Raw genomic sequence first — 15,154 nt, forward strand, 5'->3', positions numbered from 1 at the left:
TTGCTTTTTGTATATTTCATTTCCGAATATAGAATTCGTTGTCTCCGAAAACTCTATTAATGAATATTAGGGTGTCAGTGTGAAAAGAAATCCCTGTTGAGAAGCCTGTTTCCAAAATCTGTAAGCGGAACTTCGTTTCATTTATTTCAATCTGATAATCAGCTGTCCACAAAACAGTGCCATTTTCGAAATACTGCATGGATCTGTTCCCCTGGAAAACATATTGTTTGGTAATCCCTTCAGATTTGGGAGTTTGAACCAAGGTGCTTCCTTGCCTACGATTAATAACCAGAGACTTTTTCCATTCCCATTCCCCAACGATGAATGCATATGCGTCATCCAATGATCTGACTTGATCGGGCAACCCCTCATCCTGGCATCCGCTAAGAATCGGTATAAGAAAAACCATGCCTACCAAAACCATCCATCTACTTTTAAAAACTACTATTTTCGTCATCTTAATCAAATTTTAATTGCTACTCCATCCGGTTAAAAAAAGAAAGGATTAAAAACACTACTAAACACACAGGTTTTATTTTTAATTTCCTAATCCTTTTGTCTTTTTCTTTTAAGACGAAAAAGGACTGCAAAACGCTACAGGAATGAGATGGCCTGGGACCAAATGGGCTGTTCGGGACTTGCAATGCCGAACCTGGATAAAAAGGGTTGGTAACCCTTTCGGGAACAAAATAGATTTGATAGTTATAGCACTTTGAGAAGGTACATTCACAAATAAACAACTTTCTGAAACTTTGAAAATAGTAACCTTTAAGTTACATTTACGTTCATGAATAAAGTAAGGGAAGTCATAGCCTACCAAGACCATTTTGAGAACTTTCTAAAAAAGCAGACAGTTAAAGTTCAAAACAAAATTTACAAGGTTATTGAGGCTATTGAGACCTTGGAAAGAGTACCCAAAACCTACCTGCAGCCTATCAAGACCAAGAAGGGGTTGTTTGAAGCCCGTATTCAGTTGGGATCAAACATTTGGCGAGTGTTTTGTTTTTTTGATGAAGGTCAGCTTGTTATTCTGTTAAATGGCTTTCAAAAAAAGTCACAAAAGACACCACCAAAGGAAATTGAAAAGGCGAGTAAGTTGATGGACCAATACTTTGCCGAAAAAGAATCAGAAGAAAAGAAAAGACCGAAGCCATGAATACAAAAAGCTGGAATAACATAAAAGATGATGTGTATGGAATGAAAGGCACATCACGAAGAGACGAACTTGAAAGAGATTTTGAATCATTTAAGATCGGTGTATTATTAAAGAAAGCCAGAGAGGACAGGAATTTGACTCAGGAGCAACTGGCAGAATTAGTAGACAAGAAGAGAACCTACATTTCAAGAGTCGAAAATAACGGAAGCAACCTGACACTTAAAACACTCTTCGACATAGTTGAAAAAGGATTGGGAGGAAAAGTCAAAATTTCCATTGAAGTTTGAAAAAATTCAGGTCTATATCATCACCTTAAATCCATTTAGGGGGAGCGTTAAAAATTTTATTTTGTTAATCCAACAATATTCGATCAGGGCAGGAAAAGTAGGCTCCGGAAGGACCCGCCGTCTCCAAGCTGAATTCCGAAACCGATCGGTTTCCCCGTTTCCGATCACCATATTCCGTACCTAAAGGCACGGAAGAGGATTCATTATGTTATTAATAGCCACCTTTGGTCCCTACGGGACCGGATGATAACACCTGAAGTAAACAATGGGATTATCTTAGTTTCTATTTCCCTTCAAATTGCTTCTCAGGCTGAACGGAGCCCAGGTTTGCTGCGCAGTGACCTGTCGTAGTAAAGGGAACGAAGGAACCGGCAGTACTTTAAACATTTGCGATCGCATTCAATATACCGATTTTGGACCCTGGTGGATTTGCCCAAATCTTATTATCTTTAGTAACCATTTTCGGTTTGCGCAAAATATGGAAAAGCCTCAAGATAAAGTTAAAGAACCGTTTTCCGCCTATGGACGCTATTCCTATGCGGATTACCTTTCCTGGCAGCTGGATGAGATGGTGGAGTTGATCCGGGGAAAAGTATTCCGGCAGGCTGCAGCGGCTCCTCGTAGAATCCATCAGGGGCTTACAGTAGCCTTGGTTACGAGAATTCACGGATTTTTAAAAGGAGGAAGCTGTAAGGTATATACCGCCCCCTTTGATGTGCGCCTTCCGGTTGATTCCAGAAAGCATAAGGACATCGATACCGTGGTACAGCCGGACCTCTGTGTGGTATGCGACCCGGAGAAGCTGGATGAGCTGGGCTGCGTGGGTGCTCCGGACCTGATTGTGGAGATCCTGTCGCCGGGAAATAATAAGAAAGAGCTGCAATTGAAATATGAGGTGTACGAAGCCTCTGGTGTAAAAGAATACTGGGTCATTCATCCCGACGAGCGTACCTTGCTGATCTATACCCTGGAAGCTGGAAAATACCGACCCTCCCGGTTATTTACGATGGGAGACGAAGTCAAGTCTCAAGTTCTTTCAGGGTTTGTCTTGGATCTGGATGAGGTGTTTGGGGAGTTGTAGACGCAGGTCCTGAGCATTGCTACTTTGATCATGTGAAGGTTTGATGATAGGATGGCACTAGCGGCAGGCAGGCAATTACAGTGTTCTTAGAACCTCTAATTTTTTGTCACAGAGGACTCAAAGAACCACAAAGGGCACAGAGGATTTTTTAATACTACTTCGTGTTCTTAGTGCAGCCTTTGTGCGTTTTGTGACTCCCCTTTTTTGTTCGTTCACGTTCTCTTTGTTCCTATCTCATTCCGTCGTCCAATGAGTTGCAAAAAACACATCATCATCCAGGTTTCTCTATTTAAAAAAACGCAGTTCTCGCTGATAGTATATCGGTCGTCATCGGTAAACTTCAAATCAGATTTCCGGTAAATCCTGCCCGACCTTTAGTACTTCAAATTTTCCGAAACGGTCGTTCCGAGCATTTCTTTTGCAGCGGCAATAATTCCATCGGGGTCAAATCCACATTCACGATGCAATTCAATTTGCTCTCCATGCTCTATGACCTCATCAGGTATTCCCAATCTTTTTACTTTGGCCTGGTAATCATGGTCTACCATCCATTCCAGAACGGCACTTCCAAAGCCTCCCATCAGACAGCCGTCTTCGACGGTAATCACCTTGTCGAATTTGCTGAAAACCTCATGAAGCAGGGCCTCGTCCAATGGCTTTACAAACCGCATGTCGTAATGTGCCATGTCGATGCCTTTGGCCTGAAGTTTTGCTGCCGCCTCAACGGCGTAATTGCCTACGTGGCCAATGCTCAATAGGGCAATGTCTTTTCCTTCCCTCACGATTCTACCTTGTCCGGTAGGAATTTTTTGAAGCGGCTGTTTCCAATCGGGCATGACCCCTTGTCCTCTGGGATAGCGAATGGAGTACGGTCCCTCATGTTCGGAAGCCGACAACATCAAATTCCTCAGTTCTTCTTCATTCATCGGGGCACTCACCACCAGGTTGGGCACGCACCTGAAAAAGGCCAAATCGTAGGCACCGTGGTGCGTGGGGCCATCGGCTCCGGCAAAACCGGCCCTGTCCAGACAAAAGACCACCGGAAGGTTTTGAAGGCATACGTCATGAATTACCTGATCATAGGCCCGTTGCATAAACGTGCTGTAAATATTGCAAAAAGGCGTAAGCCCCTGGGTTGCCAACCCGGCCGAAAAGGTAACGGCGTGTTGTTCGGCGATGCCTACGTCAAAAGACCTTTCAGGAAAGGCCTTCATCATGATATTCATAGACGATCCGGAGGGCATGGCTGGGGTAACGCCTACAATTTTTTCATTTTGTCCAGCTAGTTCTACCAGGGTGTGCCCAAAAACATCCTGGTACTTGGGCGCTTGTGGGGAGGTGGGTATTTTCTTGGAAATTTCCCCGGTGATTTTGTCAAATTTTCCGGGTGCATGCCACTTGGTCTGGTCTTTTTCAGCCGGAGCGAAACCTTTTCCTTTTACGGTAATGCAATGCAGAATTTTTGGTCCGGGTATGTCTTTCAGATCATTCAGAATTTCTACCAGGTGATTGACATCATGACCATCTACTGGTCCGAAATAACGAAGGTTCAGGGATTCAAATAAATTACTTTGTTTGAGTAGCGTCGATTTAATGGCACCTTCCACTTTGGAGACCACGTCCTGTGCACTGAAACCAAATTTGCTGATTTTACCCAGGAGAGTCCACACTTCATCCCGGACCTTATTATAGGTATGGGAGGTAGTAATATCGGTCAGGTAGTCTTTTAATGCCCCGACGTTTGGGTCTATGGACATGCAATTGTCATTCAGAATGATGAGCAGATTGGTATCCGATACACCGGCATGATTCATGGCTTCAAAGGCCATTCCTCCGGTCATGGCACCGTCTCCAATAACCGCTACATGCTGTCTTTTATCCTCTCCCTTGTATTTAGAGGCCATGGCCATTCCCAAAGCTGCCGAGATGGAGGTGCTGGAATGACCGACTCCAAACGCATCGTAAGGACTTTCCTTTCGTTTTGGAAAACCAGAAAGGCCTTTGTAAAGTCTGTTTGTGTGAAATTCATCCCTTCGGCCAGTAAGGATTTTATGACCGTAGGCTTGATGTCCCACATCCCATACCAGTTGGTCGTCAGGTGTATTTAATACGTAATGCAAAGCGACGGTCATTTCCACAACTCCCAGGCCGGCACCGAAATGTCCTCCATATACGGAAACATGGTCGATAATAAATTGCCTCAGCTCATCACAGATTTGAACCAATTGGTCTTTACTGAGGTTTTTTAGGTCTTCCGGATTATGGATTTCCCTGAGTAATTTTCCAGGTTCTATTTGCATATGCCGCTTTTCTTTATAAAAATTTATAACCCCGGTGGCAGTAGATTGTTTAATATTACCAATAATTATTCAGGCCACCATGCCATGAGGGAAATTATTCAGATGCCTATTGAATTAGAAAGATATATGATACCTTTGAACTCAATAAGAAGTGCAAAAATAACAAAAAATAATCGTATCCAGTGAGTTTTGAAATCAAATTACCTTTATTCGAAGGACCATTTGACCTGATGCTCTTTTTTATAGAAAGGGATGAGCTGGATATATACGATATTCCCATTTCCAAAATCACCCGTGATTTTTTGGATTACATCCACCAACTGGAGAAAATGGAAATCGAAGTGGCCAGTGAATTTATTCTTTTCGCGGCCACTTTAATGAAAATTAAATCCAAAATGCTGCTTCCCAGGCCGGAGTTTAATGAAGACGGAGAGGAAATTGATCCTCGGGAAGAGTTAATCAGGCATTTATTAGAGTACAAAAAGTACAAGTCAGTAATTGGCGAACTGGCGAATCTGGAAGAACAACGCATGAGCCGATTTGACAGAGGTAATGTCGTTTCCGAATTGAAGCAGTTAACAAAAACGGACCAGGTAGATGCCGAATTACAAGACCTGGATCTGTACCGACTATTAAAAGTGTACCAAAAAGTGCTCACAAAATACGCCCACAGAAGCGATGAAACCAAGCATACCGTTATCCAGTATCCCTATACAATTGAGCAACAGAAAATGCTGGTGCTGGATAAACTAAATGAAAAACCGCGAATCCCATTTTCAGATTTTATAGCTTATAAACCGGATAAGATTTTTGTGATTTACACCTTTTTAGCTATTCTTGAATTGCTGCAGCTTGCCATGGTGACTATAAAAATCGGCGAAGGGTTTAATAATTTTTGGGTTGAAAAACTGGAAGCCATACCTGTAGAAAACTTATGAAATCGAGCATGACGCAAGCGACACACAGAGGGATGATTATAAAGCATGCGAGATTCCATATGGCCGCTTAAAGACAATTATAGACATATGAAATTAGACAATAGGGAAATTTTTAAAACCTTAAATCCGAATAAGGTTTGGGTTCCTGTATTGATTGGGATTGGGATTGTGTTTCTTATGTTTTACCTGGATCCCACCGTCAATGCCCAAACCCTAAGGGGGGTGTTTGATGCTTCCATTTGGTCACTGTTGCTGGCGCTGGTATTTATTTTTCTTCGGGATGCAGGCTATGTATTTCGAATACGCGAAATCACAAACAAGCACCTAAGCTGGGGCAGGGCCATTTATGTCATCATACTTTGGGAATTTGCCTCTGCGGTTACGCCTTCCATCGTAGGAGGTACTGCAGTGGCTGTATTTATTCTTCACAAAGAAGGAATTCCACTGGGAAAGGCTTTGGCATTTACCATGCTGACGGCTATCATGGACAACTTGTTTTTTGTGTTGGGAGCGCCTGTAATTCTTTATCTGGCCCAAGGGCACATATTTCCCGAAAGCAGGGTTTTGGAAATGCGGTTAGGAAACAGTTTGGAATATCTTTTTTGGGTCAGTTATTCGCTATATACCTTGTATTCTTTACTTATGGCGCTGGCATTGTTTTACAGGCCGCGGGTTTTTAAGTGGATATTGTTGAGACTATTTTCAATACGGTGGTTGAAAAAGTGGAAATACGAGGCCAATAATTACGGTGACCAAATCATTGAAGCCAGTAAAGAGTTTAAAGGGAAGAACCTGAAATACTGGCTGCTAATCATTGTAACTACGATTTTCATCTGGTCATCGCGCTATTTTATGCTAAATGCCCTGATAGCAGCCTATGAGAGCCTGAGCTTATTTGAGCATGTAGTCATCTTTGCCAGACAAATTATCATGTGGATCGTGATGATGATCAGTCCTACACCAGGTAGCAGCGGCACGGCGGAGTTTTTCTTTGCCCAGTTCTTTAATGAGTTTCTGACCGGGTACACCTTTGTTACCAGCATTCTATGGCGGATGTTTTCGTACTATCCCTACCTGCTTTTAGGAGCGATATTTTTGCCACGCTGGATCCGGCAGGTGTTTTTCAAAAAGAAGGACTAATAAATACCGCGTATCAGACGGCGTCCAGAATTAGCACCCAGTCATTGCCTTTTCCTCTAGTGGGAGGAGTGAATTCACCATCAGGAGCACTGCTAGTAAATCCTGCGTCAATTGCATTTCCGGTTCGGGGATCGTACCAGGTGATTTGCAAGGTTTTTGAAGTTAGGGAGCGAGAGTCTACCACCAAGGGTTTGCCCGTAGGGAAATAAATCATGGCATAGCTTCCTTCGCTGTCCCGGGTGGCGATTACAAAATGTTCGTTGTCTTCCTGAGTACCGATAATCATCTCCTGTGCCGGGATGCGGGTCAGAAAAGGCCTGCTGAGCATCAGGTTTTTCAAGTGTTTCACTTGATTGGCCATGGGTAGATACAAAGCTTCTTTCCAGGGTCTTAAAGGCCCGTTGATGCCTTCCCTTTCGGTTGTATACATTTGCCAGACATCGTGACAGCCGTAGGACTGTCCGAAAGCACCTGCAAATACATTCCAGTACATGATCCGGCGGATATCTTCTGGTAGACTGTATCCAAGTTCCCTGGCATTGAAGCAATTGGGATGGTCTTCATATAGTGGTTCGCCATCCAGGGTAGGTTTTACCGGTTGCAAGGCATAATCGTGACTGATTTTTTTGTAAGTAGGTTGGTTGGCGCAATGGCCGGTTTGATGCATGTTGAAATCCAGCCAATCGTCATCGTGAAACCAATTACTTGACCCCCCCGGTCCTGCGGGCTGTGGGTGAAACGTCATCAAGGCCTTGTCATGGCCTCCGACTCCTTCGCCAATGCCGGAAGCCAGGGCTCTCCAAATAGCTTCATCCGAACTCTTTGCTCTTGGATTACGGTCCCCTCCTATGACCCAAATGATATGGGATTGATCTTTGTACCGGTTGCCGATCCAATAGCCAAAAGCCATGGCATTTTCCTCGGTAAAGACTTCCGGACCCTTTCCCCAGGAATGGGTAAATACCTTATCGCCCCAGGTAGGCAACAGAGCGACATAGATCCCCTGCGCTGCTGCCATTTGTAGGATGGTATCTACATGTGAAAAATAAGCGGGATTAGGCTGGTTGGGATCATTATTGACCAAAGGTGTTTCTCCATAAGGATTCGGAGTATTGAGGCCGTCAATTTCCGCAAGGGCTACTGCCTGCACTACGTTGAAGCCTTGTTCGGCCCGTTTTTTCAAGTAATGGGCGGCTTCTTCCCGGTCACAGCGGTGGAAGAGTTCCCAGGCCGTATCCGCCATCCAGAAAAACGGATTTCCTTCTTCTGTTACCAAAAAGCGCTGATTATCGGATACCTTAAGTCTGGGTAGCGTTTCCTGGCCGAAGACAAAACACAATGGGAAAAAAACCAACCAGAGGGCAAGGAAAGGTTTTGTGTTCATGGTGGGGATAGGTTAATGATGATAGAAAGATAAAAAAAAATCAAAATGAATCGGCAAATAAGAATCAGTACTCCGAAATAATGTTAAAAAATCATAAAATTTCTCCCTTCCTGCAAGAAGCTCTTTGTAAGGAAGGGAGAAAGATTTATCCTTGGTGTTCGAAGGCATTAAAAAAGAAATTGCCTTCAATAAGGGCATTTTCATCCGAATCGGAACCGTGAATGGCATTTGCTTCTATGGAAGTGGCGAAACGTTTTCGAATGGTTCCTTCTGCTGCATTTTCGGGATTGGTGGCACCGATAAGGGATCTGAAATCTGCCACCGCGTTAGTTTTTTCCAAGATGGCGGCAAGGATTGGGCCTGACGACATGTACCGGCATAAATCAGCATAAAAAGGTCGCTCTTTGTGTACCAGGTAAAATTCGGCGGCAAGTTCCTCCGTGAGTCGGGTAGCCTTTAAAGCGATAATTTTAAAACCTGCGGTTTCGATCATCTCTAAAATTGCACCTGAGTTTCCTGCGCCAAAAGCATCAGGTTTGATCATGGTAAATGTTCTGTTGGTAGCCATAGACTAGATAGAATTGTTTGATTCGCAGGCAAAATTACGTCTTTTCTCTGAAAGACCGAAGGAATGGATTCATTTCCCGATGAACTACCTGAGTCCAGGTAAAATGGCATTGGGAATTTCAGAAAATTATACAGAACTTTGTCGTCCGTGTTTTTAAAATGCGGTAGTCAAAAATTACACATGCAGAAATTAGATCTATTTAAAGAACAGATTTCATCTGCTTCGTCCAAAAGAATCATTATCACCACCCATCATAAACCTGACGCAGATGCCCTTGGCTCTTCATTGGCCTTGGCACTATACCTGAAAAAGAAAAAGCATCAGGTCACTGTGGTCACACCTTCCGATTATCCTTCTTTCCTTCACTGGATGAAAGGTAACGACGAGGTTATCAATTTTGAGGACAAGCAACAGGTGGATGAAGCCAGAAATCTGATCGGGGAAGCGGATATCTTATTTTGTCTGGATTTTTCCAATCTTGGGCGTTTACAAGGAATGGAAGAGGCGGTAAGGGCATCCAATGCTTTTATGGTGAATATTGATCATCACCAGGATCCGGATGATTTTGCTGACTTTAGCTTTTCAAGTACCAAAGCCGCCGCCACCTGCGAATTATTGTATGATTTGATGGTGAAAGTGGGGGATAAGGACTTGATCGATAAAGACATGGCAGAATGCCTTTATTCAGGAATCATGACTGACACAGGCGGCTTCCGGCACCCAAATACGACCAAGAATGTACATCTGGTTACGGCAGAACTTATTGGTCTTGGAGCGGACAATTCCAAAATCTCCCGATTGATTTACGATACCTATTCCGTCAACAGGCTTAAATTTCTGGGCTTTGCGCTAACGAGGAGGTTGACCATTTTACCGGAACTAAACACTGCTTATTTTGGAATAAGCAAGAAAGACCTTAGAAAATACCAATCGCAGACCGGAGATACCGAAGGCTTGGTAAACTATGCCCTGTCTTTAGATGGTATTAAAATTGCAGCTTTGTTTACCGAAAGAAAGGACGGGGTAAAAATCTCCTTTCGTTCATCGGAAGATGTGGCCGTCAATAAGTTTGCGGCTACCTATTTTGATGGAGGGGGACATAAGAACGCTTCCGGAGGTATTTCCAGCCTTTCTTTGGAGGATACCATGAAGCGATTCGAGACATTAGTGAAAGAAAACAAACATATCTTATTTAATCAATTAGCATTAGTCGATGAAAAAAATCAATAATTTAGTTTTAGGTGCTATGGTGCTGGCAGCCAGCAGCCTATTGTATTCTTGCGAAAAAACACAAACCACCTCAGATGGGATAGAATACACCTATGTAGAACAAGGGGACGATAAGACCAAGGATGGTGAATTTGTGGTCTATCACTTTACAGCAAAGACAGGAAGCGACTCGCTTTTTATCTCCAGTTATGATCAGCCAGTTCCTCCCTATTTGCAGCATCTGGATTCTGCCGAAGCGAAAACGGGTATCGATGAGATATTCCTCAATCTGAATAATGGGGATAGCATTGTTATTACCGCTACTGCCGAAAAGATATTTGCTGCTGGAGGAGGAGTGCCGCCCTTTTTGGATAATGACGAAATGGTTACCATCAGTATTGGTGTAATCAATGTACTCGAAGAGGCTGTCTTCGAAGATTACTTCAACGATCTGGTAGCCGAACAGCAAAGGAAGCAAGCGGAACAAGCTGGGGTACAGTTGGATGAAGACGTTAGCGCACTGGAAGCGTATATCGAGGAAAATAATCTTGATGCCAACAGGACAGAATCAGGTCTCTTTTACGTCATAGAGGAAGAAGGTAACGGACCGCAAGTGGAACAGGGAGATAAGATCTCTGTAGACTATACGGGCTATGTACTGGACGGGACCGTTTTTGATACCAGCGTGGAAAGCAAAGCGAAAGAAGCGAATACCTATGATGAAAACAGGCCCTACGAGCCCTTTAGTTTCAATGTAGGAGAAGGAATGGTTATTCCGGGTTGGGATGAAGGTTTGCAGCTTTTGAAGGAAGGTGCAAAAGCCAAATTTCTGATTCCGTCTCCTCTGGCTTACGGGCCCAGTCAGCGCGGAGCCATAATTGTACCCAATTCTATTTTGATATTTGATGTCGAAGTGACGGATGTAGAAAAGCAATAATCCGGTAAGTGCCGGAAATTAGGAAATATACCTACTAAACCATAGTACTACTACCATGAGAAAAAGCATCTTTATTTTGGCATTGCTACCAGTCTTGGGTACGATTTCGTCTTGTATTTCCGATGAGGAAAATCTGGATGTCGTATTTGAGCAGGACCTGCAGAAGATCGAAGAATACATTCAAACGGTAGAAACGGAGTATACCCGCAGAGAAACCATTGAGGAGACCGGTATTGTGCTTTTATTCACCGAGGAAGTTGAATCAGAGGAATTGCCACAGGTCAGGGATACCCTCGCCGTTAATTATACCGGAATGTTGACGGACGGGACCGTTTTCGATACCTCTATAGAGCAGGTAGCGCAGGCCAATGATGTTTTCAATCCTAACCGGACATACGAACCTTTTGAAATAGTGTTGGGCATGTCCAATGTGATTAATGGTTGGCATTGGGCGCTTTCTCAAATGAAAGAAGGGGAAAAAGCGATTGCTCTGATCCCCTCATCCTATGCCTATGGAAGTCAGGCCAATGGCCCGATTCCAGCCAATTCGGTGTTGGTTTTTGAACTTGATCTGCTCGAAGTACGACCATATCAACCTTAATTTCAGATATCTAATTCATGATAAAAGTTTCAAAGATAGCTTGCTTATTTTTTATCGTTTTGTTTGGTTTTTCCTGTGAAGATAGGTTGAATCAGTTTGGAGGTCCGGTATATGATCGGGAGGGAAACCTGGCAATTGATCGGGAGATCATAGCAGATTACCTGGAAACAGCTTCCTACGACAGTTTATACCGGATCCACGATCCATCCGGAGTGGTGGTGATCGTAACAGAAGAAGGAGAGGGTTCCCGGCCTACCGCTGGGAATGTGGTATACGCCAATTACACCGGGTATTTACTGGATGGATCTGTATTTGATTCTAATTTGGAAGATGTAGCCATTGAAAACGATATATACGATGAGGAAAGAAATTACGATATCTTCTCATTTTTCGTTGATTTGCCAGCTTCGCAGGGTGGCGCTATTCAAGGTTTTAGTCTTGGGTTCAAGCGGCTGAGAAGCGGAGCCAAAGCTACCATTATCATCCCATCTCCGTATGGCTATCAGGACAATGAAAATGTGGTCCGGGTCCCTGCCAATTCTGTTTTGGTTTTTGATGTGGATTTTCTCGGAATGGATTAGTGAATCGCCTGATTTAATAAAACAAAAAAACCCGGTTTGTCCGGGTTTTTTTGTTTTAAATCTAATATTAATCTACTTCATAGTTACATTTTAGCACTGTAGTTCGGTGCTTCACGGGTGATACTGACATCATGTGGATGCGATTCCCTGGCACCTGCCGCTGTAATTTTTACAAATTTGGCATTGTCTTTCAGGTCTTGAATGGTGGCTGTTCCGCAGTATCCCATTCCAGCCTGCAAGCCACCCACGAGTTGGTACAGCACCTCGGAAACCAGCCCTTTGAAAGCTACCCGTCCGATTATTCCTTCCGGCACCAGCTTTTTAATGTTGTCCTCAGCATCCTGGAAATACCTGTCTTTGGATCCCGATTCCATGGCTTCAAGAGAACCCATGCCCCGGTAAGATTTAAATTTTCTGCCTTCAAATATAATAATCTCGCCCGGAGCTTCTTCCGTACCTGCCAGGATAGACCCGATCATTACCGAACTTGCTCCAGCAGCAAGGGCTTTTACTACATCCCCCGAATACCGGATACCTCCGTCTGCAATTACCGGAATTCCCCTGTCTTTCAAAACCCCTGCGCATTCCATAACTGCAGACAACTGAGGCATGCCTACGCCTGCAATTACGCGGGTAGTACAGATGCTGCCTGGACCTACCCCTACTTTTACCGCATCCGCACCAGCATCCGCCAGTGCAGTGGCAGCATCCGCTGTCGCAATGTTTCCTACGATTACTTCTAAATCTGGAAAGGCAGCTTTGATTTTTTTGCAGGTATCGATCACTCCCTTGGAATGTCCGTGCGCCGTATCAATGGAAACCACATCAACACCGGCAATTTTCAGCGCTTCTACCCTTTCGACTATATCGGAGGTCACCCCTACTGCTGCTCCTACGCGCAACCTGCCAAATTCGTCTTTGCAGGCATTTGGTTTGTCTTTCCTTTTGAGAATATCTTTGTAGGTAATCAGACCGGTTAATTTATAGTCCTCATCTACAATCGGTAATTTTTCTATTTTATATTCCTGAAGTATTTCTTCGGCCTGTTCCAGCGTAATCCCGGCTTTGGCAGTGAACAAGTTACCCTTAGTCATGATTTCCCGAACGGGCCGGTTCATGTCTTTAATAAAGCGCAGGTCCCGGTTGGTGATGATTCCCTTTAGGTAGCGATCTTTATCTACCACTGGAATTCCCCCAATATTGTATTCTCTCATGATGGCTTCTGCATCCCTGACCAGGGCATCTATGTTCAAGGTGATGGGATCCAAAATCATTCCGCTTTGGGACCGTTTTACTTTCCGGACTTGAGCGGCCTGTTTCTCGATGGACATATTTTTGTGGACAAAACCCAGTCCACCTTCTAATGCTATAGCAATGGCCATCTCTGCCTCGGTGACCGTATCCATGGCAGATGAGGTCAAGGGAATTTGCAGTCGAATATTCCGTGTAAGCTGTGTAGAAGTATTGGTATTTCGTGGGAGGACCTCGGAATATCCGGGTACCAGAAGCACATCATCATAGGTGAGTGCTTCGAAGAGGAATTTATTTGTGTTCGGATTCATGGCAAATGGTTAGTAACCCTATTTGCCCGTCAAAGATACAATGTTTTTGACATGCAGATCAATAGATAAGAGAAAAAAGATGTTATTTTTCTCTCCGATCCTACCGCTTCATGGAATTTTCTTTGGATAGGTAACCGTACTACTCAGCTAACTGCCAAGTCAAATGAATACCGAAAGGCATTATTCCCCCTTTTTCAATTTGGCAATATAGAATCCATCAAAGCCGCTTTCCTGGGAAAGTACCTGGGTCTCTTCCAGTAGCTCGAAGGATTTTCCTTCCGGGCTTTGTAAAAAGGCCTGTACCTGAAGGTTGTTTTCCGACGGTAAAATACTGCAGGTGGCATAGACCAGTATTCCACCGGGTTTAAGCATGGAAGGATACTGGGATAGAATGCCTTTTTGGATTACTTGTACCGCAGAAATGGATTCAGGGCTTAACTTCCATTTGGTATCCGGATTCCGCTTTAGTACGCCTAGTCCGGAACAAGGGACATCCAAAAGCAGGCGGTCGGCACTCTCATGCAGCCGTTTAATCGTTTTGCTCCCTTCTATGGGTTTGGTTTCGATAATGGAAACTCCGGCCCGCCTTGCCCTGAGTTTGGTGTTTTTCAGTTTCCAGGCTTCCAGGTCCATGGATACAATTCGACCTTTGTTCTCCATAAGGGCTGCCAGGTGCAGGGATTTGCCTCCAGCTCCGGCACAGGCATCAATCACCCGCATTCCGGGCTGTGCTTCCAGGGCCATGGCGACCAGTTGGGAAGAAGCATCCTGTACTTCAAAATGCCCTTCCTTAAATAAAGGAGTGCGGAAAACATTTTTTCTTTCCTTAAGGACCAATGCATCCGGATAGCCATTAACCGGGTAACTGGTGATTCCCAGCTCCTCCAATTGCTCCCTCAGGCGGGATCGGCTGGTTTTTAGGGTGTTAACCCGTAATACAACTTCTGCAACCTGGTTCAGGCTGTTAATTTCCTGTTCCCACTTTTCTCCAAGTTGCTCCTGTCCCATCTGGTCCATCCAGTCCGGTATGGACTGAAGCAAGGTTCTTTGGGTTATTTTCTCCTTTTTACGATGAATCGCTTGAGGGTTAATACCCTTAAATTCCCTCCAGTCCGGTAAAGCGTTTCCCTGGAGGACCCAATAGGTGCCGAACCACTGGTAGTAATCAGCTCCCGGACTCAGGTATTCAACCAGTCGTTTCCAACGGACGATCTCGTAGACGCTTTCAGCAATAAAAGCCCGATCCCGGGCTCCCCATTTGGGATTTGATTTTAATATGCGCTCAATCACTTTATCTGCAAAGTGATGCTGGTCAAAAATTTCTTCCAGTGCCCTGACTACTCCATTTACCGTATTCGGAAAAAGCTTCATAAATTTTTTGGCTACTTTTCTGCAAATATAGGTAATTAA

At 44.1% G+C, this 15,154-nt stretch carries 15 protein-coding genes; 9 read left to right on the top strand and 6 right to left on the bottom strand.

Features of this window, described 5'->3' with window-relative positions:
• Positions 1-16: 16 nt before the first annotated feature.
• On the bottom strand, positions 17-457 hold the full coding sequence (locus GKS34_RS13455; protein ID WP_163385291.1) for a hypothetical protein: 441 nt from the start codon (positions 455-457) through the stop codon (positions 17-19).
• 330 nt (positions 458-787) lie between these two features.
• Here GKS34_RS13455 and GKS34_RS13460 point away from each other — a divergent pair, with 330 nt between their 5' ends.
• The 3 genes from GKS34_RS13460 to GKS34_RS13470 all read left to right on the top strand — a co-directional run bounded on the left by GKS34_RS13460 (position 788) and on the right by GKS34_RS13470 (position 2,524).
• Positions 788-1,156 carry a type II toxin-antitoxin system RelE/ParE family toxin gene (locus GKS34_RS13460; RefSeq protein WP_163385362.1) on the top strand — a complete coding sequence of 123 codons (369 nt, stop codon included), beginning with the start codon at positions 788-790 and terminating at the stop codon, positions 1,154-1,156.
• On the top strand, positions 1,153-1,443 hold the full coding sequence (locus GKS34_RS13465; RefSeq protein ID WP_163385363.1) for a helix-turn-helix domain-containing protein: 291 nt from the start codon (positions 1,153-1,155) through the stop codon (positions 1,441-1,443). The genes GKS34_RS13460 and GKS34_RS13465 overlap by 4 nt, the downstream gene beginning before the upstream one ends.
• 478 nt (positions 1,444-1,921) lie before the next feature.
• Complete coding sequence (locus GKS34_RS13470; protein WP_163385364.1) at positions 1,922-2,524, top strand: Uma2 family endonuclease; 603 nt, start codon at positions 1,922-1,924, stop codon at positions 2,522-2,524.
• 374 nt (positions 2,525-2,898) lie between these two features.
• Here GKS34_RS13470 and dxs read toward each other — a convergent pair whose 3' ends face one another.
• Positions 2,899-4,824 (bottom strand): 1-deoxy-D-xylulose-5-phosphate synthase, encoded by a 1,926-nt coding sequence (dxs, locus tag GKS34_RS13475; protein WP_163385365.1) that lies wholly within the window; start codon positions 4,822-4,824, stop codon positions 2,899-2,901.
• Positions 4,825-5,006: 182 nt separating this feature from the next.
• Between dxs and GKS34_RS13480 the strand changes: the two genes are divergently transcribed.
• Both GKS34_RS13480 and GKS34_RS13485 read left to right on the top strand, forming a co-directional pair.
• On the top strand, positions 5,007-5,762 hold the full coding sequence (locus GKS34_RS13480) for a segregation and condensation protein A (RefSeq protein ID WP_163385366.1): 756 nt from the start codon (positions 5,007-5,009) through the stop codon (positions 5,760-5,762).
• A gap of 87 nt (positions 5,763-5,849) precedes the next feature.
• Positions 5,850-6,902 carry a lysylphosphatidylglycerol synthase transmembrane domain-containing protein gene (locus GKS34_RS13485; protein WP_163385367.1) on the top strand — a complete coding sequence of 351 codons (1,053 nt, stop codon included), beginning with the start codon at positions 5,850-5,852 and terminating at the stop codon, positions 6,900-6,902.
• A gap of 13 nt (positions 6,903-6,915) precedes the next feature.
• Here the strand turns inward: GKS34_RS13485 and GKS34_RS13490 are convergent, their stop codons facing one another.
• Both GKS34_RS13490 and GKS34_RS13495 read right to left on the bottom strand, forming a co-directional pair.
• Complete coding sequence (locus GKS34_RS13490) at positions 6,916-8,286, bottom strand: glycoside hydrolase family 140 protein (RefSeq protein ID WP_163385368.1); 1,371 nt, start codon at positions 8,284-8,286, stop codon at positions 6,916-6,918.
• Between the two features lie 145 nt (positions 8,287-8,431).
• Positions 8,432-8,854: a nucleoside-diphosphate kinase gene (locus tag GKS34_RS13495; protein ID WP_163385369.1), complete on the bottom strand. Its 423-nt coding sequence runs from the start codon at positions 8,852-8,854 to the stop codon at positions 8,432-8,434.
• A 180-nt stretch (positions 8,855-9,034) separates the two neighbouring features.
• Between GKS34_RS13495 and GKS34_RS13500 the strand changes: the two genes are divergently transcribed.
• The 4 genes from GKS34_RS13500 to GKS34_RS13515 are packed head-to-tail and all read left to right on the top strand — an operon-like array spanning position 9,035 to position 12,182.
• Complete coding sequence (locus GKS34_RS13500) at positions 9,035-10,084, top strand: DHH family phosphoesterase (protein ID WP_163385370.1); 1,050 nt, start codon at positions 9,035-9,037, stop codon at positions 10,082-10,084.
• Complete coding sequence (locus GKS34_RS13505; protein ID WP_163385371.1) at positions 10,068-11,000, top strand: FKBP-type peptidyl-prolyl cis-trans isomerase; 933 nt, start codon at positions 10,068-10,070, stop codon at positions 10,998-11,000. Before GKS34_RS13500 ends, GKS34_RS13505 begins: the two co-directional genes overlap by 17 nt.
• Before the next feature lie 55 nt (positions 11,001-11,055).
• Complete coding sequence (locus GKS34_RS13510; RefSeq protein ID WP_163385372.1) at positions 11,056-11,601, top strand: FKBP-type peptidyl-prolyl cis-trans isomerase; 546 nt, start codon at positions 11,056-11,058, stop codon at positions 11,599-11,601.
• A gap of 17 nt (positions 11,602-11,618) precedes the next feature.
• Complete coding sequence (locus GKS34_RS13515) at positions 11,619-12,182, top strand: FKBP-type peptidyl-prolyl cis-trans isomerase (protein WP_163385373.1); 564 nt, start codon at positions 11,619-11,621, stop codon at positions 12,180-12,182.
• Between the two features lie 83 nt (positions 12,183-12,265).
• Here the strand turns inward: GKS34_RS13515 and guaB are convergent, their stop codons facing one another.
• A complete protein-coding gene (guaB, locus tag GKS34_RS13520) occupies positions 12,266-13,744 on the bottom strand; it encodes an IMP dehydrogenase (RefSeq protein WP_163385374.1) in 1,479 nt (492 codons plus the stop codon).
• 180 nt (positions 13,745-13,924) lie between these two features.
• The gene (locus GKS34_RS13525; RefSeq protein WP_163385375.1) at positions 13,925-15,115 is read right to left on the bottom strand and encodes an RsmB/NOP family class I SAM-dependent RNA methyltransferase; all 1,191 of its coding nucleotides are present in this window, start codon (positions 15,113-15,115) and stop codon (positions 13,925-13,927) included.
• Positions 15,116-15,154: the final 39 nt, after the last annotated feature.

Source organism: Cyclobacterium jeungdonense (assembly GCF_010994275.1).
Classification (GTDB): Bacteria; Bacteroidota; Bacteroidia; order Cytophagales; family Cyclobacteriaceae; genus Cyclobacterium; species Cyclobacterium jeungdonense.

Coding starts and splice junctions, on each gene's coding strand:
- GKS34_RS13495 (WP_163385369.1), bottom strand. CDS start 8,854: ATGGCTACCAACAGAACATTTACCATGATCAAACCTGATGCTTTTGGC.
- GKS34_RS13485 (WP_163385367.1), top strand. CDS start 5,850: ATGAAATTAGACAATAGGGAAATTTTTAAAACCTTAAATCCGAATAAG.
- GKS34_RS13510 (WP_163385372.1), top strand. CDS start 11,056: ATGAGAAAAAGCATCTTTATTTTGGCATTGCTACCAGTCTTGGGTACG.
- GKS34_RS13470 (WP_163385364.1), top strand. CDS start 1,922: ATGGAAAAGCCTCAAGATAAAGTTAAAGAACCGTTTTCCGCCTATGGA.
- GKS34_RS13515 (WP_163385373.1), top strand. CDS start 11,619: ATGATAAAAGTTTCAAAGATAGCTTGCTTATTTTTTATCGTTTTGTTT.
- GKS34_RS13465 (WP_163385363.1), top strand. CDS start 1,153: ATGAATACAAAAAGCTGGAATAACATAAAAGATGATGTGTATGGAATG.
- GKS34_RS13500 (WP_163385370.1), top strand. CDS start 9,035: ATGCAGAAATTAGATCTATTTAAAGAACAGATTTCATCTGCTTCGTCC.
- GKS34_RS13490 (WP_163385368.1), bottom strand. CDS start 8,286: ATGAACACAAAACCTTTCCTTGCCCTCTGGTTGGTTTTTTTCCCATTG.
- dxs (WP_163385365.1), bottom strand. CDS start 4,824: ATGCAAATAGAACCTGGAAAATTACTCAGGGAAATCCATAATCCGGAA.
- GKS34_RS13460 (WP_163385362.1), top strand. CDS start 788: ATGAATAAAGTAAGGGAAGTCATAGCCTACCAAGACCATTTTGAGAAC.
- GKS34_RS13505 (WP_163385371.1), top strand. CDS start 10,068: ATGAAAAAAATCAATAATTTAGTTTTAGGTGCTATGGTGCTGGCAGCC.
- guaB (WP_163385374.1), bottom strand. CDS start 13,744: ATGAATCCGAACACAAATAAATTCCTCTTCGAAGCACTCACCTATGAT.
- GKS34_RS13455 (WP_163385291.1), bottom strand. CDS start 457: ATGACGAAAATAGTAGTTTTTAAAAGTAGATGGATGGTTTTGGTAGGC.
- GKS34_RS13525 (WP_163385375.1), bottom strand. CDS start 15,115: ATGAAGCTTTTTCCGAATACGGTAAATGGAGTAGTCAGGGCACTGGAA.